Source organism: Hyphomonas sp. (assembly GCF_041398465.1).
Taxonomy (GTDB): Bacteria; Pseudomonadota; Alphaproteobacteria; order Caulobacterales; family Hyphomonadaceae; genus Hyphomonas.
Window position 1 is genome coordinate 324,819 of sequence record NZ_JAWKUS010000001.1, and the last position, 23,750, is coordinate 348,568.

The window sequence follows — 23,750 nt, forward strand, 5'->3', positions numbered from 1 at the left end:
CCTTAATTAACGATTCCGATCCAGAATTTCAGAGCGGGTCTCCACCATTTAGCAGGCACATAATTCTTCAGAGAACTTATGGAACAAATACAACTTAACATAAATGACCTCTACCTCGACCTGGAGAACCCCCGGATCGTCGAGGCTACGAACCAGTCTGAAGCCCTAGAGGCACTGGTATCGCTCAATCCACGTCATTTTCAGACCATAATGAAGAGTATCCTCGACAACGGACTGGATCCAGGAGACGCGCTTTACGTTATTGAGGAGGACGACCATGAGTTTATCGTTCTCGACGGCAATAGGCGCTTTGCCGCCATTAGCGTTCTTGCCAACCCCGATCTGCTTGACGGGACAAATCTAGACGACAACCTGAAAAAGCGGCTTCACAAACTGGCGCAGGGTTTTGACCGGGCGCGTGTTGAACCCTTACGGTGCATATCCTTTGAGGATCGCGCCACCGCAAATTCTTGGATAGAGCGGCGACACACTGGGCAAAAGGATGGAGAAGGGCGAATCGAATGGGGCCCTCTCGAGATTCAACGCTTTGAAGGTGATCGCACCGTCCTTGACGTCATCGACTTTGTTGGTAGAAACGGCGCCTTCGACCAATCCAGATGGGAAAACGTCCGAGCTGCAGTAGAGAAAAACTCGAGTACGCTTGAACGATTTCTCGATGCGAAAGCCGGCAAGGACATGCTTGGTCTGAGCGTGAAGAACAAGGATGGCGTAAAAAGTCCGTACTTTGCTAGAAAACCCGAAACCGTCGTCAATATTCTAAAGACGCTCTTTGATGATATCGCAAACGGGCATGTGAACTCACGGAGCCACAACAAGGCAGCGGACATCAGAGACTATTTCGAGGCACTGCCTACTGCCTCAAAACCCAAATCAGATGACAAAACGCCGCCGCAAGCCTTTAGCGAATCCAATTTGGTCTCTCCCGGCACAAAAGCCGAGAAGGCTGGATCGAGCAGCGCTCAGAAGACGACGAGAGCGCGCGCACCGCGCCGGTCCCTTGCGCCGAAGAAGTATCCCTTCGCGCAGCCCCCCACCCCCAAAGGACAAGCGTTGTTCAAGGAAGCAGGCAGGGTCAATCTAAATGACACGCCGATGGCGGCAGCGTTCATGTTGCGTGCGGTGTTGGAGCACACAATCGACCATTACATGACCGAGAACGGCCTTCCCTTCAAACGCATGATTAAGACTCGCGTCGTGGATCTTGATCTTGCGACTCGCTTTGAAGATGTTCGTCAACATCTGATCAAAAACAAACTCGCATCGGCCAGCGACCTTCGGGGAGTGACATCAGCGTTGACCACGAAATCAGATCCAACATCCATTCAATCTCTGAACGACTACATTCACAGCTCGTATCGCGTTCCTGCGGCTGACACGCTGCGAAGCGCGTGGGATAATGCGGAGCCGTTCTTTAAGGCTGTATACGGAGAGCCAGAATGAACGACGAAGGCACTCATCGACGAACAATATCTGGGCGATATTCACCCCTTAGGTATCCCGGAGGGAAGGGCAAACTTGCGCGCTTTATGCGCGATATTGTCCGACTGAACGGACTGAGCGACGGGCACTATATCGAGCCTTTTGCTGGCGGCGCTGCGATAGCTTGGGAGCTTCTCCTCACTGGAGTTGTGAAGCGAGTGACAATCAACGATATAAGCCGTCCAGTCTATGCTTTCTGGCGCTGCGTCGTTGACGAAACAGAACATCTCAACAAGCGGATCCAAGACACCGATGTGTCTCTCTCGACCTGGGATCGATGCAAGTCCACATTCTCTGATGCTGATAACCAAGACGATATCGATGTCGCCTTCGCATTCTTCTTCCTGAACAGAACGAACAGGTCCGGGATATTGAATGCGGGCGTGATTGGTGGTCGCGATCAGACAGGGAAATGGAAAATTGACGCCCGCTACAACAAGGCCGAGCTGATACAGCGGATCTCAAAGATTGCCGCCTACGGATCTAAAATCACAGTATGCCAAGAGGATGCAGTCGAATTCATTTCGTCGAGAGCGGACACATTTTCAGACAAGACGCTAGTTTATGTGGATCCGCCATATTACGAAAAAGGTCGCCACCTCTACTACGACTATTATCGGTCAGACGATCATGCCGACATTGCAAAAGCAGTTCAGGCGCTAAACAAAACTCGATGGATCGTTTCCTACGACGACGTCAGACCGATTCACGATCTTTATGAACCTTCTTCCTGGATGCAGTACACGATCAATTATAGCGCCAGGAACAAGCTGCGTGGACGTGAAGCAATGTTTTTTAGTGCGGGCCTGGAGGTCCCCCAGCTTGATACCACAATGATCGAACTGGATCGTGGCGAGGGATACACGGGGGATGATGGTATTCCAGTGAATGATAGAACCATCCCAGATTTGCCCAAGCCAAAAGATGAAAAAAAATCAGCGTAGGCCCATTACAGCTATCACACCCAGTGTTGGCCACCTCGGTACTGTTCCACCCATTCGCTGAAGTGACCGAACGCGTCTGTACCTTCAGAGGTGATCTCATTATTGGCAATAAGTGCTTCGGCTAGATGGGCGAGCTGGCACAGTCGAAGACGCGACATGATGTGACCAAGTCGCAGGGTTTCCCAATAACTATCCTGTTTGGATAGGATGAAAGGAATAATGTGGTACGCAGTCCGCTGAGAGGCGGGAGGGCGCGAAAACCAAAATTCGAAGAATGCATTGTCCACCATTGTGCGAACGGATTTATCTTTCCAATTTGCTCCCGTAGCGACCTGCGCCATTGCCAATTGAAAGCCAGGCATACGATCATCATGCGGTCGCGCCGCAACCACGTCGATCTCACAATCCTTGACGGATTTTGGCGCATCAGCAGGCGGAGGATCGTGAAGCGTTCCATCACCAATTGCGCGCCACACTTGGTTCATCTTCGTGTGGAAACCCGATTGATCCGGCCTGGGCCAACCGAACGCCCAGCCCTGCCCTCTCAATTCAGCTGCGAGCGCAGAAGCGGCCATCTGTTGAAACCAATTTCTCAAATTGCTGACTGACGCCGCATTCGGGGCGCGTTCAACTTGCCGAAGTACGTCCGTTACGGTCGACAGATGCGAAAGTACGAGTGAGATCAAGTAGGATTTGTGCCCCCAGTTCTCGATGCCTGTGTATGTCAGCCGAGCACCCGTCGAATCCAGTGAAAATGGATAGCCCTCCCCACCAAGGTGTTCGCGATCAGTCAAAACTGATGCGGCCGCCTCAATTACAAGGTCGCTTTCGCGGTTTTGCGCATCGACATCATCGTACTCGTCTTCGCCTATTTCGATGTCATTGCGCAGGTCCGAAAGTAAAAACCGCTTATCGTCAGCAAAGAATGCCGACAATTCGGCAATATCTGCCGCGAGAGCTCCATCCGGAGAGGGCCCCGCTAACAGGTCATGAGGAATGTAAACAGCCGCCGACATTATTCGTTGCCTAGCCCTTTGCTTCGGACTTCTTCCGCATGCGGTCATGTAACAGGTCGGCTTGTTCCTTGATTTCGGACGCGACATCTAACAGCCCGCGATCCGCACCATCAAATGCATGAACGCTGCTTACTGCATCATTGATCGCTCGCCTCGCGGTTATCAGAGCTGACGAGAATCGGGTATCCGCCGGTCGCGTTTGCTCCCATGCAATTTCAAGATCACGCCGGTCGTTTAGGGTCGCAATTGCGACTGTCGAGGTTAACACTTCACCGAGCCGCTTGATATCTGGATTCTGCGAGGAAATGATCGAGTCTAAGCCGTCGGGTTTATATCCGAATATCCAGTGCAAAACCTCCTCGAGGCGAGTTAGGCGATTCTGAGGGATAGGATCTTCTGTGGGGACCCAAGCGCTCCAGCTATCATCTATTCCCAGGTAGGACATGTATTCTTTTCGGGAGAGCGCAGTGTAGAGGTGTGAGAATGGAAAGCGCTTTGTTGACCGGTCATCTACTGTGAAGATGCCATTTCGGTCTGCCTGCTCGAGCACCAATATTGCAGCAACCATGCGCTTAATCGTTGCGTGCTTATCACCAATGCGGTCAGCTATTGCATCAAGTGTCGCGTCCGGATTGTCATCTCTGGTTTCTTTAAACCACCGCGCAGCGTATTGAGCCTTCGCATATGAATTCCAGCGGTGCGGACCATTTATGTGCTTAAACGCAATAAATGTTCTCGCTTCAGCGCGCGATTCTACGCGGATAACCCGGACTTTCTCCATTGTTGTCCGCAGTAGCTTGTCCATCTCAGGAACATTAATGCCAAGCGTTTCCGCGCGTTCTCGATCCGTCAAAAGCCTAATTGCTGCTAAGCGTCGATTTCCCTCGAGGACGGTGTATGGCGCGCTTGGGTCTTCATCGAGAACGACCAAAGGCTCGAAATCCAGATATCCATTGGCCGCTATAGATGAAAGTAGTTCATCCAGTTCATCTTCAAGGTGCAGCTGCTGAATAATCGTATCTTCGCCAGGCGTTTTTCGCGAGGACAATATCAATCTAGGATTTTGGCTATCAAGCCGTAACTGGTTTGGCTCAATAAGCGTCGGTTCGTTCAGTTCGAGCGGTGTTTTCACTGGCTTTGGCATATCGCCCTCACTTTAGCCCTCTATTAGACGATTCACCAGCAAGTGCCAGATTGAACTGGATGTAGATCAACGACAATCAAAGGTTCGGATTTATCGACAACCAAGCCTAGGTTGTGCTGCGTGAGGCAATGACGAGAGGCAACGATAATCAAATTTGCAACTCCCCTGCCCGTGCTCTTGAAGGGCAGCATTCCAGATGCCGCAATACCAAAATGAAAGCACCACAAAACATGCCTGCGAGATTCCAAAGATATACAAGCGAACAAGCCTCGGCTGATGAAAAGGAAAGCTTCATAGAATTAGTTCGATCACGTGAAGCCGTTCAGGAAGAGTTTGTACGGGCGGGTATAGAAAGAAGAGGCGCACTGTTGATCTTTGGCTTTGTTGGAGAAAGCCTTGCAGGAGTTGCAGCATTGAAGGTGCCGTCAAAAAGTTATCGGAGCGGTCTCAGCAGACCGCAAAAATCTGGATATCCCCTACCACAACAACATTTTCCATTCGAATTAGGTTACGTCGCCGTTGCAAAAGATCATGAAGGCCGTGGGCTCGGGACTGATTTAGTCCGTGAGGTTGTGGAAGTATCTGGAGGCAAAGGACTATTCGCAACAACCAGCAATGTAGGCATGCTTGAACACATTTTGCCGAGGTTTGGCTTTAAGCGCGTCGGCCAGTCCTGGGCTGGCCAGCAAAGCTCTGAGCCCCAAATCACTTACAATTTACATCTACTCGTTCGACACGCGAAAAACTGATCGACGCAGTGCGTGAAGCTAAAGTGCTTTTCGCAACAGCCTGCGTATCAATAATTCACGCGCTCACTTAAACTACCTTCTGAGCGAACTTTTCGCACTACCTGCTCAACAAAATAATCAAAGCGTCGCTGTCCAAGCGCATGCGCTGCTTCCCGCTCCCCTTCCGGAAGAGGATCTGTCCGCGTCAGCCAATAGAGAACAAACTGACCAAGCGCCTCGAGCGTAAAGCCGACATCTCGTTCGATTTCACCCTGCCGAATATCAAAGGCATCCAAGCGTGCCAGAATTCGGTCCTCCAACTCAGATTTTGCCTCAGGATCAAAGTACTCTCTAAGCGCCTGCTCGATGATTGCTGACTTCGTGGCACCAGGTCTTTGCGTTGCCCCATCAAGTCTGGCGTAGATATCGGCCGCAAGGCGAAGATTGATCCGTGGCTTCGGCATGGCTCAGAAATCCGGCAAGGTATCAGGGTCTGCCAGATCGAGCGCCGCCGCTCTGCGGACGGTTTCGAGATGACGTGCCTCGAATGGATCGGAACCATCTTCATCAGACACCTCGGGATCAAGTTCCAGATCAGGGTTCGCTTTCTCAGACGGCTCGACAAAATCTGGCGCCAGTTCAAGCCCACCCTCACCTGCATCCATTGGAACAACGTTATCAGCGAACGCCAGCGTGCCCCCTTCAAGCAATCCAGACCAGTTGTCCGCACCATTCATCGAAGCAATTTCAACACCAGCCGCCGGCAACACCCGGCGTGTAAAGTTCCGATCTTGGAAGTAGCGCAGTTTCCTGGCCTGAACGGGCGGCGCGCCCGACACCATGACAATCGCATCACTCGCCGGCAGCTGCATGACCTCTCCAGGCGTCAGCAACGGCCTCTGCGTTTCCTGGCGGGACACCATCATGTGGCTGAGCCAGGGGGCGAGCCGGTGGCCGGTATAGTTCTTCTGGGACCGGAGCTCCGTCTTTGTGCCGAGTGCGTCTGATATCCGTTTGGCCGTGCGCTCGTCATTTGTCGCGAACGCGACCCGGACATGGCAATTGTCCATGATCGAATTGTTCGGTCCGTAGGCCTTTTCGATCTGGTTGAGCGATTGCGCGATCAGATAGGCTCGGATGCCATAGCCTGCCATGAACGCAAGCGCAGACTCGAAGAAATCGAGGCGACCGAGTGCAGGAAACTCGTCTAGCATCATGAGCAGCTTCCGCCGGTTCGGTTCCGGCAATTTCTCTGTCAGGCGCCGCCCGATCTGATTGAGGACCAAGCGCATCAGAGGTTTCGTCCGCGACATGTCCGAGGGCGGACAGGCGAGGTAAAGCGATGCTGGCCTTTCGGCGTCCACAAGATCCATGAGGCACCAATCACTGCCTGACGTCACAGCAGCGACGACCGGGTCACGGTAGAGCGCAAGGAAGCTCATCGCGGTCGACAGCACGCCGGAGCGCTCATTTTCGGACTTGTTCAGGAGGTCTCTCGCGGCTTCAGCCACTACGGGATGGACGGAACGTTCTCCCGCCTCATCTGTGAAATGCTTCGTCCGCATCATTCTTGTGAGCGTTGCCGTGAAGGTCCGATCCGGATTGGACAGGAACTTCGCACACCCCGACAACGTCTTGTCCGTCTCGGCGTAGAGGACATGCAGGATCACGCCGACGAGCAGCGAATGCCCGGTCTTTTCCCAGTGATTGCGGCGTTCAAGCGAACCTTCCGGATCGACCAGAATGTCGGCGATGTTCTGTACATCCCGCACTTCACACTCGCCGCGCCGGACTTCAAGCAGCGGATTGTAACGCGGGGAACGGCGATCGGTCGGATCGAACCGGATGCAGGTCGAAAAAGTCGAGCGCCAGCCGGATGTCAGTTCCCAATTCTCTCCCTTGATATCGTGAATGACGGCACTGCCGGACCAGGACAACAAGGTCGGAACAACCAATCCCACCCCCTTCCCTGAACGGGTGGGCGCAAAGGCCATGACGTGTTCCGGTCCGTCATGGCGGAGATAGGCGTGCCGGACCTTGCCGAGAAACACGCCATCACTTGCCAGCAGACCATGTCGCTTCAGTTCATGCGGCTTAGCCCAGCGCGCCGAACCATAGGTCGTAACATTCGCGGCGTCCCGGCTCCGGATCACCGAACCGACGACGGCAGCGAAGATGCCGAGCAGTCCACCGCTTGAAGCAATGAGGCCCGCGCGTGCAAACACGTCCGGCGCATAGGCCTCATAGGCATACCACCACTGGAACAGGCGCCAGGGTTTGTAGACCGGCATGTCGCGTACGAAAAACCAAGGGTGCCCAAGGGCCGGCTGGTATCCGAACATGTAGGCCGTCCACTGCGTCGCTCCCCAGATCGTCAGAACAATCAGGATGAAGACAATGAGGACTTGACCGAGCAGGATTTTTCCGGGGCGCATGGCGAGGTCCTTTGCGTCGAACGAAGAGATCGCCATCTTCGATCAGCCACCGGCTCCTCCGACAGTCGGACGCGATGGCAAGCTCGGCAGTCTCATCCAACGGTATGCAAGTGCCTAGCGAGACAGGCCGCGCTGCCGGCTCATTCCGATCGTCCATGACACGCCCTGGGCGGTCCGTTTGACGACCAGCTCGCGTCCGCGATGACGCTCGATCTCCGGCCGCCATGGGACCAGTGCAAATTCTTTCGCATTGCCGATGACGGCAACCCGCCCAGAACCAAGATTGATTGCGCGCTCATATTTTCCTGTGATCGTGTCACCTGTCTGAAGCTCCAATTTCTGTCGCCCGGACTGTTTGGCAATTCGCGCGACAACTGCAGCATGTTCGCTTTGCCTGAGCCGGCCCTGGGCTTCTGCATCGAGCGTATTTGCATCCGGCGCCAACAGTCCCTGTTCCCGCAGCCACGCGATCCGGGCTTGTCGAACAGACCGCAACCGGCTTCCGTCCTTGTCCCCGTGTCCTTCATCCAGCCAGGTCACACCCCGATGCGTGACCTGCTCTTCCAGTGTGAGCCAGGACAGGGTTTTCAGGCTGACACCCCCTGCCCGATCCGCTTCAAACGCGAGCGCCTTCTCAAGATAGTCATTCGGAATAGCCCAGCTCCCATCCTGAATCCGTTCGACCAACCCTCCACGCCGGAGTGCTTCCAGGCGTCTTACATGAGCTTGCCGGAACGTGGCCGAGGAGGATGGATCAGCCTCCGCATGTAGACGCTCGGAATAAATCCCGCCCGTGCCTTCGGCGATATTCGCGATTACTCGGTCCGAACTCCTCGCTTTCGCTGTGCGCAGCCCGACCTCGACCACCACCCCTTCAGGAGGAATGGAACCCGGCTCCGCCTCCCCTAAATCGACAAGCCGTCGTCGCCCATCAAAATCCTCCACAACAATCGATCGGCGATCACGCAGCTCATCGTCCGGAAATATCGCCAGAACAGTGCCTGTGAGCTTGCCGCCAGCTGTTCGAGTCGGATCGAAGCTCGTAAGCCGTTCCACACCGTCCTTCTGGCCGAACCTATGTGCCAAGGTTGCGATCACATCATTCCGGCGCCCCATATCCGCGAGCGTCCTGTCCCAGTCTGGCTTCATCTGCCAGCGGCCATCCTCCATCTGTGTGGCCAGGCCCAGCTGCTCCAGATGGCTGAGCCGCTGAAGGCGAAGGTTACGATCAAAGCGATCGGCTTCACTTGAAGCGGTTCCACTGATCGCCAGTGCACCCCCTTCAACATCTCGCAACATGGCCCGATCAATTGCCGTCAGCCTGTCCCGCTGAACCTCTGAATGCCGAGCTCTTGCAATCTCAAGATCGCGCCGCGGTCCCAGCCTTTCCGTGACCAGGTCCGAAGCGCGCTGCCGGAGACCGGATTTCAGATAATCCGGTGCAATGATGAGATCCTTGCCCCGCACATCCCTTCCGCGAACGACAATATGCGTGTGAGGGTGGCCGGTATTGTGGTGATCCACGGCAACCCAGTCGAGGCGCGCGCCGAGATCGCGTTCCATTTGGGTCATCAGTGCCCGTGTGTGCTCGCGCAGATCACCGAGTGCCACCCCGTCTTCGGGTGAGACGATGATGCGGAACTGGTGCCGGTCATCTTCGCTGCGTTCGAGAAAGTCTGGGGCGCTCGGTGTCTCACCCTCACGCCCGTAAAGCTCACCGCCTTTTCCGTCCCGCTCAACGCCATCACGCTGTATGTAGTGAAGATGCGCACGGAAGGATCCATTTCCGGCCAACCGTCCGGCGCGCGATATGTGGAATTTGACAACGACCCGCCGCATGCGGAACGCAGCTATTCTACTGCGCTGAAATTCCAGCTGCCTCGCCGTAGCCGATCCCCGGCCCAGACTGCGCCCCGAATAGCGGCTTGCCTTACCCTTCGGGGCAAGCCTCGCAGCAGCATTTCGCAAGCGCTTGGAAAGCCGCTGACCACCTGCCTGTCCACGATCCCTGATGCGGCCCAGATGTGGGGTGAAGTCATCATCCACTGGCAAGACCGCCTCCTACTACCTGGCGCCCCCACAATCTCCAATAAATACGGGGGACTACGTCCGTTCGCCGAGCGTCTCGAAACCGCGCAAAGGGCGCCTGAAAATCGATGTGCAGACAGGGTGTTAGGCAGGGCCTGGCGCCAAGTGTTTTATCTTGCCCTACCGGGTCCGCCTCAGAATTCCTGGCTGCGCTCTGCATCGCCTTGCACCGACATGTCCCCAGTCCGTCCATCCGGGCTCCAGAGGAGCACAAGAACCCCGCCGAGATCGCCGACCTTAGTCGGTCCGAAATAACGCCCATCAACCGATCGCGGATGTTGATTGAGCAGAAAAACTTCGCCTCCTCCCAATACCTGGCAGCCTTCCCAAACCGGCATCGCACGCCCCAGCGTGTCGGCACCCAAAGCCTCCGCGACATGGATTCCTTCCACCAATACAGCGCTACCGTCCCGGCAAATTTCATCGCCCGGAAGCCCGGCAATCCGCTTGATGAGGGGCCAGTCCCTCCCGACGTAACCGCGCGCAGCAGCCCAATCCGCTTCACCGCTCCGGGCTGAGACGATGACCCAATCGCCTCTTGTGAATGGGTCATCGCTCAGCCCGTAGAGCCCTATCGGCGCGCTGCCTGTCCGGTTCCAGAAGAGACGGGTACCCGGATCAAATACCAGTCCTGCAACGGCCGCCAGAATTCCGGCGGCCGTTGCGGAAACCCAGTGCACCTTCACTTCTTTTTCTCGACGCGAGTAGACGTGGACGAGAACATCTGGCGCTCGGACCATGCCATCAGACTGGCACGCGTGTAGAAGACGCGCGCGCCATGCTTTCGATAGATCGGGCCCCTACCTTCACAGCGATAGTGGTCAAGCGTCGAACGTTTGAGGCGGAGAAAGTTCGCTGCCTCCACCACGTTGAAGAGGTCGTTGTCGTTCGCCGCCTGAGGCGCCGTTGTATCTGCATCGCTCATTGTTGTGCTCCTTTCACTGATATCTGTGCGATGCGATGAGACTGCGCGATCCTGCGCAGGATTTGAGAGGAAAAATGCGTGGCCCGGATTTTTCCCCTCCCCTGTTCACCATGCTTCTGACATGCCGAAAGCCGCCCCGGAGGCTTGCTCCGGGGCGGATCGAAGGGGGGCTTGGAACCGTCAGTCTTTCGGGTTCCAGAGGATCACGTGGCGGCCTTTCTTACCCTTGATCGGGGCGAGGTTCGCGTAGATCCGGCGGGGACCGATCTGCGGGTCGGCGAGGGTCAGAGAGACGTATTCGCGTCCCGAAGACTTCGCCTTGCGCATCCAGCCGCCGCCAATTTCGGTCGAGGTTTCTCCGGCGAAGATGCGGAAATCCGGCTGGCCTTCTGCGGCTTTCTCGCCATTCTTCTCGATACGGATGGCGGTGTTCAAGTTCATCATGGCGAGAGTGCCTTCGAAACCGGCCTTGGTCTCGCTGACATATCCGAGTGCGTTTGCCATTGGGGTTCTCCTTTTCGTTCCTTTGGCTTGTCTCCGGGGACCCCTTGTCCCCGTCGACGCCGGACCGAAAGGACGCGCTGAGCCGGGCCTGAACCGCATGCGGGCGCAGCAAAGCGGAGCACCGGACGAGCGGGGAATTTTGCTGCGCGAGGAAGCCGCGTAGCGGCGGGGAAAATTCTTCGTTTGTCTGGTTTCAGGGCCGGGTCAGCGCGTCCAGGTCATACGGCAAGAGACGGGAACAAGGGGTCCGAAAACCGCTGCCGATGGAAGGGAGGAACCTCATCCAGCATGCGCTTCGAAATGTCCACCGAGACCCTGAGACGGGCGATTTTTCGGCAGGCATTTTTGCCATGACGAACCGCAATTGCACCGCCGTCTGCATTGCTGAACCCGAATGTGAAAAGCCGCCCGATGCCAGGCACCGGGCGGCTCGCAAACTGCCGGAGGGGAGGAGACAAACCTCAGACAGCGGCGTTTTCGCAAGGCTCTGCAGCGGGCTGGGACGTGTCTACGTCTTCACCCTCGAACAGGCCCGCAATCCGTTCCCAAGTCTCGACTGTGGCGCACCCCGCATTTTCGACAAGGCGGGTCGGCGGCACCTGCATCCAGCCGGGACGCCAGCCGGGATTTGTGGTGCAGTCCACGCCTTCGATCCGGTTCCGGATCAGTGCCTTCTGGACCTTGCCGCTCTCCTTGGCGACACTCTCCGCCACACTCGGGGAAGCAATGTCCGCGACCATCGCATTGATCGCCCGCTTGTCTCGGAGCAGGTCGAAGAAGGCCTCGTCCGGTGACCAGCAGGAACCGAGATCGGTCCCACAGACATGCAACACAGCCTCGACCACCGGCCCGCCCGCTTCGAGAGTTTCGGCCATCGTCAGCGCAAGTACTTGCATGACTTCCTCGTCCGACATGGCCAGCAGGGCGGAGAAGGTTTCGCAGAGTGAATAGGCATCGCCATTGGCGCGCGGACGCATCGCGCCGAGCGCACTGAACAGAGCGTCTACCTGTTCCGACACAGCGTCGATTTCGGCCCGTGCAACGGACGTCGCCACACTCTCATGCGTCTCGTTCTTTCGCGCGCCGCAGTCATGCGGGCGGACGTTCCAGAGCGACGATCCGGTGATCGCATGGGCCACCATCAGGCGAAGGGAAATGGCGGGCGCAACCAGCAGGCTGGCGGCGGCAGCGCCATGCCGGTGAAGACCGATATAGTCCGCCATCGGGCCGGACATTTCGGGCTTGGTGTCAGCTGGTGCTGAGGCGGCTCCATCTACGCTCTGACGCTTCGCGCGGCGGACGTCGGAGGCTTTGAGCCACCCCTCATGGAAGGTCACTGTGCCGTCATGGCGCTGCTCAACATAGACTTTGCCGCCCTTCTTCTTGGTGGTCTGGACGTACTCCCAGCGCTGAAAATACGTCCCCCGCTCAAGGCAGGCCACATCGACCCAACCACGGGCCAGGTATTGCTCGATCCGGGCTGACACTTCCGCTGCCTGAGCCTTCCAGAAAACCTCGGCGTCCGCAAAGATGGCGCGTTCCCCGAACAGGTCTGCGATGACCGCACCTTCATGCTGATCAAGATCGAACAAGGCCTTGTCGGTGGTAATGGTGCTGCCACCAGTGACCCACGCCTTGCAGGCGCGTCCGAACGGTGCGCGCTCGGTTTCGCTGTTCCAGAGTTTCAGCCACTCGGCCTGTTGGGCAGGCGTGGCCAGCGTCAGCGCGCGGATGGTCTCGCGGTCGATTTCATCCTCGGCGTAGAGTTTGCGGATCGGTGCGGAGAGGCCCGCAAGGGCGAGGACACGGCGCACCAGAAGCTCGGTCACGCCAAAGAAGGTTGCGATGTCAACCGGTGGCTTGCCCTCATCCGCGAGCTTTTTGAACGCAACATACTGTTCCATCTCGGTGGCAGGCAGGCGGGCGACGTTTTCGATGATCGAAGCCTCGATGGCGGAGGCCGCATCTTTCTCAGGCATTACTGCGCACGGCACGAGCGGATTGGTGCCAGTTTCCTTGGCGATTTCGAGCAGGGCGAAGTAGCGGCGGCGGCCTGCGATGACGCCGAAGCCATCGCCTTCGCGGCGCACGAGCAGCGTCTGGCGGATGCCCTTCTCGCGGATGGACGGCAGGATGTCGGACACGTCCGGTTTCTTGCGGCCATGCCGCATGTTGAGTTTCGACACACTCAATTGGTCGAGCGGGATATGGGTAAGGTCGGGCTGTGCCATGGGGGTCTCCTTTTCTGGCGGGTAAAGGGAGAGGCCAAGCGCCCATGCCGGGCCGCTCCAGAGAATGTCGGAATAGGGAAAGCCTTCGCGGTCGAAGGCCGGGGCCGGGTCTGTCCGGCCCCAGTCGTAGTCGCGGATCGCAATGCGCGGTGCGCGGCCTGCGACCCAGATTTCGACAACGCGGTCGTCCTCAACGACCAGCGTCATCTCCGGGCGCGGACCCAGAATCCGCTCGCTCTCCGAGAGGGCGCGGCTCATGTCACCGCGTCCAGAAGATATGGACTTCATCGAAGCCGGTCTGGAAGACGAGGATTTCGCCGTTGAGCGCCATGTCGCGGGCAAGTGCTTGCCAGTCGATGTAATACTCAAGCGAAGGCGGGATTTCGGTGCAGGTGTCGCGAGTCAGTTCCTCGGCGAAGTCGGCTGCGGAGCGGTATGCCCCGGCATAGTCTTCGAACGCGGCCACGGCTGCACTGAGGTCATTGCCGAAATAGCCATAGACCTTCGCGCCAAGGCGTCCATGCTCTCCGATGAACTCCGCCAGCGCGCACACGGTATCGAACGAAGCGTATTCCGAGAGGCTCGCACCTTCGAACCCCTCATAGTCATGGATCGCCCATTCCTCGGCCCCGGGCAGCGGGGAGTCCGCCAGCACGGCGCGAACCTCGTCCATGATCTCATCCGGCGTCGTCGCATCAATCCAGCGGCCATGTAGGCAGCCGTTATTGTAAGCGGCGAGGCAGGCCACGTAGATGCGGGGGCGGTCTTCAGGCGGCAGTGCGGTAGCTGTTCCAAGGGGCGCAGGGGTTGCGGGTTCGCAGGGCATGTCGGGTCTCCTTCTCCTGCCGCGTCCTGCCCGCGACAGGCGGGGGTGGGCGGCGAAAAAGGCCGGCAGGCCGGGCGGACAAGCGGCACGCGCAAGGCGGAAAGGTAGGAAGCCTGGAGACGCTGAGGACTATTCAGAACCGGCGCCTTGCGCGGGCTGCGCGCCCGGCCAGACGTGCCGTCCGCCCACACCCGACTGACCGGAGGCACACACGCATGAGGAGACCGGGCTATGCTGGTCTGCCCCCTCCCCTCACCGGAAGCGCATGCAAGCCGCCTTTGAAGACCTGTGTCGGAAGCTCAGTGCAACAGCGCTTCCAGAAATTGCCCGACTTCGCGGTGCCGATCAGGATTGTCGCGCTTCAGGGTCTCGATGTTCTGCAGTTTCCAGGCGATAGCCGGAAAGTTAGCAGCGACTGGTCTTCCGATAAGTGCGACATCAGGCTTTGCGTTATGTAGGCCTCGAAGATAGGTCGCGGCATTGCCGGTCAGACGGGACTGAAGTTCGCCAATCAGCCAGGCCCTTGCCTCTTCCAGTATGACCAATTCCACCGGCTCGGCTGTCATGCCTGCAAATTCGCGCTCGAACGGCTCTTCCAGGTTCCTCAAATTCGGAGACAGTAATTCGTGCATCGGCCGCGGCGAGCAGGACAGATAGATCAGGAAGGCCGAAAAGAGATCGTCGCTGATGCCGTCACCTTCCTTGAGAAGCAGGATGTCGAACAGATCCCGCGGGTGCTGCCGATCCAGCGCGGCGACGAGCTTGCCGGCATATACTTCCTCAAATGCAGCAAGATTCGCTTCCGCAAATCCGAATCGATCCTCGACAGTTTCGCTGACCGGCTTCAGTCCCGGAGCGACGAGCAGCCCCCGCATGTTGGGATTGACTTCAATCTTGATACTGATGTTATCCAGCGTAACAATCATCCGGGTTTCGAGATGACCTCCCCCCTGGATGCGCTGACACTGAGCTCCTGCTATTCTTCGTTCAATGGCATCGGCAATTCGACCGAGAGCTTCATCGATTTCCTGATGGCTCTCAGCCCGCGGCTTGAACGGTACGTAGACAAGATCGATGTCGACCGAAAGGCGCGGCATGTCCCGGTAGAAGAGATTGATTGCTGTTCCGCCTTTCAGGGCAAAGCAAGCTTCTTCAGCCACAATCGGCAGGACGCGGACCAGCAAGGCCACCTGCCCCTCATAAGTCGCCCTGTCGGTCATCGAGCGCCCTGCCCCGTTAGTTCAGAGGGCACCGTGATAAGGTAGTGAGGGTCGAGCGTGCCGCCGGGCACAATGGATCGCTTGCCGTGTCCCAGATCGACAGCGGCTTCATCGAGGTATTTGAACCAGCCATGCTGGTGCCGGCGCGCATAGAAAAAGAAGAGACGCTTTGTCTTTATGCTCCTGCATCGTTCAAGCAGCGCCTGCATCTTGCGGGGCCGCAGCGAACTCAACCCCTCAAAGACAAGATCGACCTGATGGAAGCTGTCTCGATCCGGAAGGGTTTCAAGCAATTCGAGCACGGCGCGTTCAAGGGTCGATATGAGGATTGCCTGGCCGGGGCGTCCCCACTCAAAGGCTTCGACATCAAGAGAGGCAGCGCCCATTTTCGAGGCGGTCCGATAGGCGAGGCAGACAGCTTTTATGTTTCCGGATCCAAACAACCGATCCGGCCGGCGCGCCTCGAACCTAACGCCCAGTTCCGGTAGCTTGGACAGCCATGCCGGCAAGGCAGTGTCGGCATAGAGTCTAATTGTCCTCTCGCCACTAAACTCGAGATAGTGGGTATATCCTTTGAGTTCGAGCGCAGTGCGGCCACCCACAAGCACATCCTTCGACATCAGGGTTTGAAGGGAATAGACGACGGACTGCCAGGTGAGCTTGGAGCCCGGGCGTTTGAAAACGCCGCGTGCCGGCGAAGACAGCCAATGCGATTGAAGGTATTTTGTGCGAAGGTTGGAGGCATACCCTCGCTCTTCCAGAGTCGCTGCATCCACAACGACTCCATCCAGCAACCAATTCATCAGTTGGTTTAACTTTGCTGTATTTTGCTCACTCATGGTGAGCAAAATTGCACTTTTTCAAACTTTTGTCAAGTTTGGAAAAAATAGAATAAAGTCACCTTTGGTGACTATTTTCACTTATTTCTAAACTAACGCAAACGACTGAACACGGTCAAAGTACCAAGCCTAAGCTGCCGTCTGATAAGGACCAAGGCGCCCGCCCAGCAGCTCTACCAGGTATCCCCCATCGCGAAGTCCTTCGGCCTTGCTGACCAGATATTTCAGGGCATCCCTCATAGAGCCCCGATCGTCGAACCAGTCAGACTCGACCGTCTCCTTGCCGTACAACACGGTCGCAATTTCGCGCCGGCTCATGCCGAGTTCTAGGCAATCAAGCGCAATAAGCCCGTCCCGAAGGATCTGGGTACGCTTGGTCCAGAGTGGCGTTTGCTGGTCATAGTCCTGCCCCCAAACTTCCAACGCGTCCCGCTGAGCTTTGAGCTTCCGCTCATAGGCATCCATGTCGGAGATGGTGAGCTTCATCCGGATCTTTTCCATGCCGAGAAGCGAAAGCCCACTGCAACGAACCTGCACAACACACCCATTGCCACGCAGCAGCAGGAATTCCCTGCCCTGCTGGTCGGTCATATGCGTGATCCTGCAGACCGGGACTGTGCGATCCCAGATACCACAGGATTCTTCCTCGTTTCGCGGGCTGCAATGGACCTCAACCTGATCAGGATGAGCGACCCGGCTCCAGAAAACATCCGCGTCAAAACCATTCTGCTGAGGATCCGGCATCATCATGAGTCCCCAGCGTTCCGCCAGCGTCTGGGGTACTCGTGACCGCAATAGCCGGATAGGCGCGCACGGCGCCATGCGTTCGGACACATCATCTTCGCTTCGGCACTCGGCGTCGCGGCAGAAGTCCTGATTGCGCCGGAGGTATTCCCAGGCCCAGCGATCGGACGATAGGCGCCAGAGATAGTCATAGCGTTTGAGCACGCCATCGGAATTCAGAGTATAGGTCTTCATTATCGCCTCCCAATATTCCGGGAAATTGCAACTGAAGCGCCAAGCCCCCACCTGAAGTTTCTGGATGTGTTAACAAATTGGGGCGGCACATTAATATCTTCCGATCAAGGATGACCGGATCGCCAGATCGTCAAACTTTCATTCACCATGAGGCCGGGACAGTCGGGCAGAGGGCCCGATTGGACCGGTTTGCCGACCTTCGCGCGTCCCTGCCGCGATTGGCCTCGCCTCCAACTCCTGAATGTCGCCCTGATCTGAGACATTGAAGCTGACCAGACAGGAAGGCCTGAAGCTCATGGCACATGCGGGACACGCAGAAGAGACAGACAACCGCCGGAGCGCCATGTTGCGGACGGCCTTCTGTCCGGTCATCCGGGACGCGCTCGACGCGGCTGACACGATCGAGATCATGGCCAATCCCGATGGCTCTGTCTGGATCGAACGGCACAGGATTGGACTCGAAAGGTCCCTCCATACCCTTAGCTCCGCTGACCGCGAACGCGTCATCCGGCTCGTTGCCTCAGGGGCGGGAGAAGCCACAAACCGCGCCTCCCCTATCGTCTCTGCCGAACTTCCAGGCAGTGGCGAGCGCTTTGAAGGTCTTCTCCCGCCCGTATCGACAGCTCCGTGCTTTTCAATCCGCAAGCCTTCACGCATTCCTTCGAGCCTAGAGACCTATGTGGGCCGCGATGCACTCTCCCCTGCCCTGGCGCTCGCATTGCGCGCGGCAATAGATGCCAGGCAAAACATCCTGATCGCCGGCGGAACCTCATCCGGCAAAACGACCTTCGCCAACGCCCTGCTGGCCGAACCGGCCCTCGCACAGGAACGGATCGTCATCCTCGAAGACACGCGCGAGCTCGATTGCGCCGCGCCGAATGCCGTCCGTCTCAGGACGCAGCAGGGCAAAGTGAGCCTGCAACAGCTCGTCCGCTCGACGCTGCGCCTCCGTCCCGACCGGATCATCGTCGGCGAAGTGCGGGGGCCCGAAGCGCTCGATCTTCTCAAGGCCTGGAACACGGGCCATCCGGGCGGGATTACAACCCTGCATGCCAATTCTGCGCAGGGAGCCCTCCGCCGGCTCGAACAGCTGACCCTTGAAGCCACGCGCCAGATCCCGTTCGACCTCATCGTCGAGGCCATCGACGTCGTCGTGTTCATGAGCCGGGCAAATGGCGAACGCCGTGTCGATGAGGCGGTCCGTCTCACCGGCTTTGATGGCGAGGGCTATGTGACCGAGCCACTGGTTTCCCGCTCCCTTTCCCTTGTCAGACATGGAGACATGACATGAGTCCCTACAACAAACTGAAAGCCCTTCGCCGGACAGGTGAGGCGGCCATTCTCCTCACCGCTGCCACGCTCGCGGCAGCACCCGCTCACGCGGCCGGTACCGGCATGCCCTGGGAAGGTCCGCTTGATCAGATACTGCAATCGATCGAAGGCCCGGTCGCGCGCATCGTCGCTGTGATCATCATCACCATCACCGGTCTCACGCTCGCATTCGGCGAAACAAGCGGCGGGTTCCGAAAGCTGATCCAAATCGTGTTCGGGCTCTCAATCGCCTTCGCCGCGACGAGCTTCTTCCTGACCTTCTTCTCCTTCGGCGGTGGCGCGCTGATCTGATGGCGAACGGTTACGAAATCCCCCTGCACCGTTCGCTTGCCGAACCGATCCTGATGGCGGGCGCGCCGCGCTCGGCTGCTATCGCGATCGGAACACTGGCTGCGGCGCTCGCTCTCGGGCTGCAGCTCTGGATCCCGGGTCTCGTCCTCTGGGCGGCCGGACATTCCGCAGCGGTGTTCATGGCGAGAAGCGATCCGGATTTCATGGCCGTCGCCAGTCGCTCCACACGCCACAAGGAACATCTGCAATGCTGAACCTCAAAGAGTATTCTGAAACCCCGCGCCTGCTAGCGGACTATCTTCCCTGGGCCTGCCTTGTGGCGCCCGGCATCGTCCTCAACAAGGATGGCAGCTTCCAGACCACGTTCCGCTATCGCGGCCCGGACCTCGAAAGCTCGACCGAAGAAGAACTCGTCTCGGTCATGGCGCGGGTCAACAATGTGCTGCGCCGGTTTGGGTCCGGTTGGGCGCTCTTCTTCGAGGCTCAGCGCGAAGAGATCCATGACTATCCGGAGTGCTCCTTCCCGGATCCAGTGTCCTGGCTCGTGGATCAGGAACGCGCGTTGCAGTCCAAAGAAGCCGGCGCCCGCTATGAAAGCCACTACTATCTGACGCTGCTGTGGCTACCCCCAGCCGACACGACAGGCCGGGCGGAAAAGGTCCTGATCGAACGGGCGGAGACGGAGGATGCTGAGACATGGCGCCAGCGACTCGAAACGTTCGAACAACACGCTGCACGTGTCTTCGACCTGCTCGCCACCTGCCTGGCCGAGATTGCCAATCTCAGCGACGACGAAACCCTCACCTATCTCCACTCAACCATCTCGACCAAGCGCCACAACGTCGTGACACCGGAACTTCCGGTCTTCCTGGACGCCGTGCTGGCCGACGAGCCCTTCGCCGGCGGACTTGAACCCATGATCGGTGATGCGCATCTCCGGACCCTGACGATCCTGGGCTTCCCGGCCTCTACCTTGCCTGGCATCCTCGACGAGCTGAACCGGCAGGGATTCTCATACCGTTGGGGCACACGCTTCATCGCCATGGACAAGGCCGAAGCCGAGAAGGTGCTGGGCAAGAAGCGGCGCCACTGGTTCGCCAAGCGCAAATCTATCGGCGCGATCCTCCGCGAGACCATGTTCAATGAACAGGCGGCGCTGCTGGATACGGATGCCGACAACAAGGCAAGCGATGCCGATGCGGCCCTGCAGGAACTCGGCGCCGACCTCGTCTCCTATGGCTATGTCACGACAACGATCACCGTCTGCGATCCCGACCGCCGCCTCGTCGAGGAACACCTCCGGATTGCCGAGCGTATCATCAATGGCCGCGGGTTCACAGCGATCCGGGAGACGCTCAATGCCGTCGAAGCCTGGCTCGGCTCCCTTCCCGGCCATGCCTATGCCAATGTCCGTCAGCCCGTCCTGCATACGCTGAACCTCGCCCACATGGTGCCGCTATCCGCCGTCTGGGCAGGCGAAGCAGAAATCCAACACCTCGATGCCCCGGCGCTCATCCAGGCGCAGACTGGCGGCACCACACCGTTCCGGCTCAACCTCCATGTCGGCGATGTCGGCCATACGCTGGTGGTCGGTCCGACCGGCGCCGGCAAATCGGTCCTTCTGTCCCTCATCGCCCTGCAATGGCAGCGCTATGAAGCTGGTCAGGTCTTTATCTTCGACAAGGGCCGCTCTGCCCGCGCCGCAACCCTCTGCATGGGTGGCGCCCATATCGACCTTGGCAGTTCGGATGCGCCGAGCCTCCAGCCGCTAAGGGACATCGATACCGATGCGGGCGCAAGCTTCGCCGCCGACTGGCTGGCTGGACTCTGCAGCCTTGAAGGCGTCGCCATGACACCGGACCTGAAGGCCCGTCTATGGGAGGGGATTCAGGCACTCGCCACGGCACCGGAAGCCGAACGCACCCTGACCGGACTCTGCCTGATGCTGCAGGACGAGACCCTCAAATCGGCCCTCCATCCCTTCACCCTTGAAGGCCCGCACGGCCGGTTGCTCGATGGCGATTATGAAAGCCTGACGCTCGCCGATACGGTCTGTTTCGAAATGGAAGAGCTGATGCATCGGAAAGGCGCGGTCTTGCCTGTGCTCACCTATCTCTTCCACCGGCTCGAAGCCCGGTTCGATGGACGTCCGACCCTCCTTATTCTCGATGAAGCCTGGCTCTTCCTTGACGATCCGGTATTTGCGGCACGAATCCGCGAGTGGCTGAAGACCCTCAGGAAGAAGAATGTCAGCGTCATCTTCGCAACCCAATCGCTGACCGACATTGCGAACAGCTCTATCGCCCCTGCGCTGATCGAATCCTGCCCGACACGGATCTTCCTGCCGAATGAGCGCGCACAGGAACCTCAATCGAAAGAAACCTATCAGCGCTTCGGGCTCAACGCCCGCCAGATCGAACTGATCAGCCAGTCAACACCAAAGCGTGATTACTACTACCAGTCACCACTTGGCTGTCGCGTGTTTGAACTGGGTCTCGGCCCCATCGCGCTCGCCACCTGCGGCGCAAGTTCGCCGCAGGATCAGGACACGCTCGACCGGGTATGGGCTGAGACCGAAGGCGACCAATTCGCTGAGACCTGGCTTCACGAAAAAAGTCTTCCCTGGGCCGGTGACCTACTGGCCCGCTGGCCGGGAGACAAGAATCCAACACCCCCGCCCGCCCTTCCCGTTCAAGCAATCGCAGCCGAATAGGAACCGCCCGATGAAACGCGCCCTCTCCGGCCTTGCCGGCCTCCTCGTCCCGCTCGCCGCGGTCCCGCTGAGCGTGTTCGTTGCGCCTCCCGCCCATGCCCAGCTCACCGTCTATGACCCGGCAAACCATGTTCAGAACATGCTTCAGGCAGTGCGCGCGCTCCAGCAGATCGACCAGCAGATCGAGCAGCTCACCCATGAGATCGAGATGCTGGAGAACATGGCCCGCAATCTCGAAACCCTGCCGGTCAATGTCGCCGAGGCAATCATTCTCGACCGCATTCACCGGATCGAGGAACTGATGCGCAAGGCCGAAGGCATCGGCTATGGCGTCGATGAGGTCGAACGCGAATACGAGACCGCCTACCCCGAATCCTATGGCGAAGAGCCCCCACGCCAGGAAGTCTTGGTGGAAGACGCGCGTGCCCGCTGGCGCCAGTCGCGGACAGCCTATCGCGACACGCTGACGACGGTCGCGGCCGCCCTTGAAGACAATCAGACAGATGCGACCGCAATCGCGGGACTGATCGAGCAGAGCCAGGGCGCGGCCGGCAATCTCCAGGTCCTGCAGGCCGGCAACCAGATCGAGGCGATGCAGACCGAACAGCTCATCCAGATGGAGAGCATGATGGCGTCCTACTACCGCGCCGAAGCGCTCGAACGTGCCCGGGAACTCGCCGAAGCCGAACGCGGCCGGGCCCGCACGAAAGCCTTTCTCGGAAACTGAGCCGCCCTATGGACGTGATCGACACCTTCCTTGCGACCTTCACCGCCTACATCGACAGCGGGTTCGGCCTGCTGGCGGGGGATGTGGCGTACCTCTCGACCACACTCATTGCCATCGACATCACGCTGGCTGGCCTCTTCTGGGCGCTCGGTCAGAATACGGACGTGATCTCTGGTCTCCTGAAAAAGGTGCTCTATGTCGGCTTCTTCGCATTCATCATAGGCAATTTCGCGCTGCTCGCCGACATTGTCTTTGCGAGCTTTGCTGATCTCGGCCTGACCGCCAGCGGCTCCGGCATGACAGCTGAAGACCTCCTGCGTCCGGGCTTCATTGCCGGCGTCGGGCTCGAGGCCGCAAAGCCGCTGCTCGAAGAGATCGGCGACATGGTCGGCCCAATCGCCTTCTTCCACAACTTCATTATGATCGGTGTCATGTTCATCGCCTGGGCAGTGATCATGATCGCTTTCTTCGTGCTGGCGGTGCAGCTGTTCATCACGATCCTGGAGTTCAAGCTGACCACGCTGGCCGGATTCGTGCTGGTCCCGTTCGCGCTCTGGAACAAGACGTCATTCCTCGCCGAACGCGTGCTCGGCAATGTCATCACGTCCGGCGTCAAGCTGATGGTCCTCGCCGTGATCATCGGCATCGGATCGACCCTGTTCGGCTCGATCACGGATGCGTTCCGAACCGGCGACGATATCACGCTCGCTCAAGTCATGGGCACCGTTCTTGCGGCCCTTGTTTTCTTCTGGATGGGCATCTTCGGCCCCGGCATTGCGAGCGGCCTCATCACCGGCGCTCCGCAACTCGGTGCAGGCTCTGCCGCAGGCGCTGCTATGGGTGTCGCGGCCGGAACCTATGCGGCAGGCATGGGGGCCCGTGCAGCCGCCGGCGGCGTCTCCACCGCCGTCAAGGCCGGCACATCCATGGCAGGCGCGGCGCGCACCTCCTACACGATGGGTACGGTCGCGTCAGGTGCAACCGGTCCCGCAGGGGTTGCCGCCGGGCTTGCCGGTGTCGCGCGTGCGAGTGGCGATGCGATCCGCCGTACGGTTGCTAGGCCTGCCAATGCCTTCCAGGATGCCTACCGGCGCGGCAGCGAAAGTGCCTGGCGGGCGACCGTTGGTACCACGACTGGCAGTAGCCAATCCCCCGACACTTCCGCCTCGCAGAGCCCCGGCTGGGCCCGGCGCATGGAACGCGGCCAGCGCATGAGCCATGCCGGCCAGATCGCCGCCCATTCGCTGCGCGATGGCGACCGGGGCTCCGGCGGCGCTGCCCCAAGCCTTCAGGACAAGGACGAGTAGAA

General features: G+C 58.6%; 22 protein-coding genes. 9 read left to right on the plus strand and 13 right to left on the minus strand.

The window, feature by feature from the left end; all coding sequences use genetic code 11:
- Positions 1-78 precede the first annotated feature (78 nt).
- Positions 79-1,461: a hypothetical protein gene (locus R3C98_RS01535; RefSeq protein ID WP_371312358.1), complete on the plus strand. Its 1,383-nt coding sequence runs from the start codon at positions 79-81 to the stop codon at positions 1,459-1,461.
- Complete coding sequence (locus R3C98_RS01540; RefSeq protein ID WP_371312359.1) at positions 1,458-2,444, plus strand: DNA adenine methylase; 987 nt, start codon at positions 1,458-1,460, stop codon at positions 2,442-2,444. Before R3C98_RS01535 ends, R3C98_RS01540 begins: the two co-directional genes overlap by 4 nt.
- 14 nt (positions 2,445-2,458) lie before the next feature.
- On the opposite strand, the gene R3C98_RS01545 is transcribed toward R3C98_RS01540, so the two are convergent.
- Both R3C98_RS01545 and R3C98_RS01550 read right to left on the minus strand, forming a co-directional pair.
- Entirely contained in the window at positions 2,459-3,460 is a 1,002-nt protein-coding gene (locus tag R3C98_RS01545) for a hypothetical protein (RefSeq protein ID WP_371312360.1), read from the minus strand.
- Between the two features lie 10 nt (positions 3,461-3,470).
- On the minus strand, positions 3,471-4,604 hold the full coding sequence (locus tag R3C98_RS01550; RefSeq protein ID WP_371312361.1) for a ParB N-terminal domain-containing protein: 1,134 nt from the start codon (positions 4,602-4,604) through the stop codon (positions 3,471-3,473).
- 212 nt (positions 4,605-4,816) lie between these two features.
- Between R3C98_RS01550 and R3C98_RS01555 the strand changes: the two genes are divergently transcribed.
- On the plus strand, positions 4,817-5,353 hold the full coding sequence (locus R3C98_RS01555; protein ID WP_371312362.1) for a GNAT family N-acetyltransferase: 537 nt from the start codon (positions 4,817-4,819) through the stop codon (positions 5,351-5,353).
- Positions 5,354-5,400: 47 nt separating this feature from the next.
- Here R3C98_RS01555 and R3C98_RS01560 read toward each other — a convergent pair whose 3' ends face one another.
- From R3C98_RS01560 to R3C98_RS01610, 11 genes are all read right to left on the minus strand, one after another.
- Positions 5,401-5,796: a ribbon-helix-helix protein, CopG family gene (locus R3C98_RS01560; protein ID WP_371312363.1), complete on the minus strand. Its 396-nt coding sequence runs from the start codon at positions 5,794-5,796 to the stop codon at positions 5,401-5,403.
- A gap of 3 nt (positions 5,797-5,799) precedes the next feature.
- A complete protein-coding gene (locus R3C98_RS01565; protein ID WP_371313324.1) occupies positions 5,800-7,767 on the minus strand; it encodes a conjugal transfer protein TraG in 1,968 nt (655 codons plus the stop codon).
- 114 nt (positions 7,768-7,881) lie between these two features.
- A complete protein-coding gene (locus R3C98_RS01570) occupies positions 7,882-9,606 on the minus strand; it encodes a DUF3363 domain-containing protein (protein ID WP_371312364.1) in 1,725 nt (574 codons plus the stop codon).
- Between the two features lie 383 nt (positions 9,607-9,989).
- Positions 9,990-10,535, minus strand: coding sequence for a S26 family signal peptidase (locus R3C98_RS01575; protein WP_371312365.1), 546 nt, complete (start codon positions 10,533-10,535; stop codon positions 9,990-9,992).
- Positions 10,536-10,537: 2 nt separating this feature from the next.
- Entirely contained in the window at positions 10,538-10,780 is a 243-nt protein-coding gene (locus tag R3C98_RS01580; RefSeq protein WP_112062485.1) for a helix-turn-helix domain-containing protein, read from the minus strand.
- Between the two features lie 180 nt (positions 10,781-10,960).
- Positions 10,961-11,284 (minus strand): DUF736 domain-containing protein, encoded by a 324-nt coding sequence (locus tag R3C98_RS01585; RefSeq protein WP_371312366.1) that lies wholly within the window; start codon positions 11,282-11,284, stop codon positions 10,961-10,963.
- 461 nt (positions 11,285-11,745) lie between these two features.
- Positions 11,746-13,773, minus strand: coding sequence for a ParB/RepB/Spo0J family partition protein (locus R3C98_RS01590; RefSeq protein ID WP_371312367.1), 2,028 nt, complete (start codon positions 13,771-13,773; stop codon positions 11,746-11,748).
- A 1-nt stretch (position 13,774) separates the two neighbouring features.
- The gene (locus R3C98_RS01595; RefSeq protein ID WP_371312368.1) at positions 13,775-14,341 is read right to left on the minus strand and encodes an antirestriction protein ArdA; all 567 of its coding nucleotides are present in this window, start codon (positions 14,339-14,341) and stop codon (positions 13,775-13,777) included.
- A gap of 299 nt (positions 14,342-14,640) precedes the next feature.
- On the minus strand, positions 14,641-15,561 hold the full coding sequence (locus R3C98_RS01600) for a nucleotidyl transferase AbiEii/AbiGii toxin family protein (RefSeq protein WP_371312369.1): 921 nt from the start codon (positions 15,559-15,561) through the stop codon (positions 14,641-14,643).
- Entirely contained in the window at positions 15,558-16,400 is an 843-nt protein-coding gene (locus tag R3C98_RS01605; RefSeq protein WP_371312370.1) for a type IV toxin-antitoxin system AbiEi family antitoxin domain-containing protein, read from the minus strand. Before R3C98_RS01605 ends, R3C98_RS01600 begins: the two co-directional genes overlap by 4 nt.
- Before the next feature lie 129 nt (positions 16,401-16,529).
- Complete coding sequence (locus tag R3C98_RS01610) at positions 16,530-17,378, minus strand: DNA -binding domain-containing protein (RefSeq protein WP_371312371.1); 849 nt, start codon at positions 17,376-17,378, stop codon at positions 16,530-16,532.
- Positions 17,379-17,673: 295 nt separating this feature from the next.
- Between R3C98_RS01610 and trbB the strand changes: the two genes are divergently transcribed.
- Genes trbB through trbL form a run of 6 tightly spaced genes read left to right on the plus strand, consistent with a single transcriptional unit; the run spans position 17,674 to position 23,748 of the window.
- On the plus strand, positions 17,674-18,669 hold the full coding sequence (gene trbB, locus R3C98_RS01615) for a P-type conjugative transfer ATPase TrbB (RefSeq protein WP_371312372.1): 996 nt from the start codon (positions 17,674-17,676) through the stop codon (positions 18,667-18,669).
- A complete protein-coding gene (locus R3C98_RS01620) occupies positions 18,666-19,001 on the plus strand; it encodes a TrbC/VirB2 family protein (RefSeq protein WP_371312373.1) in 336 nt (111 codons plus the stop codon). Before trbB ends, R3C98_RS01620 begins: the two co-directional genes overlap by 4 nt.
- Complete coding sequence (locus tag R3C98_RS01625; protein WP_371312374.1) at positions 19,001-19,255, plus strand: VirB3 family type IV secretion system protein; 255 nt, start codon at positions 19,001-19,003, stop codon at positions 19,253-19,255. Before R3C98_RS01620 ends, R3C98_RS01625 begins: the two co-directional genes overlap by 1 nt.
- The gene (trbE, locus tag R3C98_RS01630; RefSeq protein WP_371312376.1) at positions 19,249-21,714 is read left to right on the plus strand and encodes a conjugal transfer protein TrbE; all 2,466 of its coding nucleotides are present in this window, start codon (positions 19,249-19,251) and stop codon (positions 21,712-21,714) included. The genes R3C98_RS01625 and trbE overlap by 7 nt, the downstream gene beginning before the upstream one ends.
- Positions 21,715-21,724: 10 nt before the next feature.
- Positions 21,725-22,441: a P-type conjugative transfer protein TrbJ gene (trbJ, locus tag R3C98_RS01635; protein ID WP_371312377.1), complete on the plus strand. Its 717-nt coding sequence runs from the start codon at positions 21,725-21,727 to the stop codon at positions 22,439-22,441.
- An 8-nt stretch (positions 22,442-22,449) separates the two neighbouring features.
- A complete protein-coding gene (gene trbL, locus R3C98_RS01640) occupies positions 22,450-23,748 on the plus strand; it encodes a P-type conjugative transfer protein TrbL (protein WP_371312378.1) in 1,299 nt (432 codons plus the stop codon).
- Positions 23,749-23,750: the final 2 nt, after the last annotated feature.

What these genes read in the sequence shown, in the direction of transcription:
- R3C98_RS01535 (WP_371312358.1), top strand. Translation starts at nt 79, where the DNA reads ATGGAACAAATACAACTTAACATAAATGACCTCTACCTCGACCTGGAG.
- R3C98_RS01540 (WP_371312359.1), top strand. Translation starts at nt 1,458, where the DNA reads ATGAACGACGAAGGCACTCATCGACGAACAATATCTGGGCGATATTCA.
- R3C98_RS01545 (WP_371312360.1), bottom strand. Translation starts at nt 3,460, where the DNA reads ATGTCGGCGGCTGTTTACATTCCTCATGACCTGTTAGCGGGGCCCTCT.
- R3C98_RS01550 (WP_371312361.1), bottom strand. Translation starts at nt 4,604, where the DNA reads ATGCCAAAGCCAGTGAAAACACCGCTCGAACTGAACGAACCGACGCTT.
- R3C98_RS01555 (WP_371312362.1), top strand. Translation starts at nt 4,817, where the DNA reads ATGAAAGCACCACAAAACATGCCTGCGAGATTCCAAAGATATACAAGC.
- R3C98_RS01560 (WP_371312363.1), bottom strand. Translation starts at nt 5,796, where the DNA reads ATGCCGAAGCCACGGATCAATCTTCGCCTTGCGGCCGATATCTACGCC.
- R3C98_RS01565 (WP_371313324.1), bottom strand. Translation starts at nt 7,767, where the DNA reads ATGCGCCCCGGAAAAATCCTGCTCGGTCAAGTCCTCATTGTCTTCATC.
- R3C98_RS01570 (WP_371312364.1), bottom strand. Translation starts at nt 9,606, where the DNA reads ATGCGGCGGGTCGTTGTCAAATTCCACATATCGCGCGCCGGACGGTTG.
- R3C98_RS01580 (WP_112062485.1), bottom strand. Translation starts at nt 10,780, where the DNA reads ATGAGCGATGCAGATACAACGGCGCCTCAGGCGGCGAACGACAACGAC.
- R3C98_RS01585 (WP_371312366.1), bottom strand. Translation starts at nt 11,284, where the DNA reads ATGGCAAACGCACTCGGATATGTCAGCGAGACCAAGGCCGGTTTCGAA.
- R3C98_RS01590 (WP_371312367.1), bottom strand. Translation starts at nt 13,773, where the DNA reads ATGAGCCGCGCCCTCTCGGAGAGCGAGCGGATTCTGGGTCCGCGCCCG.
- R3C98_RS01595 (WP_371312368.1), bottom strand. Translation starts at nt 14,341, where the DNA reads ATGCCCTGCGAACCCGCAACCCCTGCGCCCCTTGGAACAGCTACCGCA.
- R3C98_RS01600 (WP_371312369.1), bottom strand. Translation starts at nt 15,561, where the DNA reads ATGACCGACAGGGCGACTTATGAGGGGCAGGTGGCCTTGCTGGTCCGC.
- R3C98_RS01605 (WP_371312370.1), bottom strand. Translation starts at nt 16,400, where the DNA reads ATGAGTGAGCAAAATACAGCAAAGTTAAACCAACTGATGAATTGGTTG.
- R3C98_RS01610 (WP_371312371.1), bottom strand. Translation starts at nt 17,378, where the DNA reads ATGAAGACCTATACTCTGAATTCCGATGGCGTGCTCAAACGCTATGAC.
- trbB (WP_371312372.1), top strand. Translation starts at nt 17,674, where the DNA reads ATGGCACATGCGGGACACGCAGAAGAGACAGACAACCGCCGGAGCGCC.
- R3C98_RS01620 (WP_371312373.1), top strand. Translation starts at nt 18,666, where the DNA reads ATGAGTCCCTACAACAAACTGAAAGCCCTTCGCCGGACAGGTGAGGCG.
- R3C98_RS01625 (WP_371312374.1), top strand. Translation starts at nt 19,001, where the DNA reads ATGGCGAACGGTTACGAAATCCCCCTGCACCGTTCGCTTGCCGAACCG.
- trbE (WP_371312376.1), top strand. Translation starts at nt 19,249, where the DNA reads ATGCTGAACCTCAAAGAGTATTCTGAAACCCCGCGCCTGCTAGCGGAC.
- trbJ (WP_371312377.1), top strand. Translation starts at nt 21,725, where the DNA reads ATGAAACGCGCCCTCTCCGGCCTTGCCGGCCTCCTCGTCCCGCTCGCC.
- trbL (WP_371312378.1), top strand. Translation starts at nt 22,450, where the DNA reads ATGGACGTGATCGACACCTTCCTTGCGACCTTCACCGCCTACATCGAC.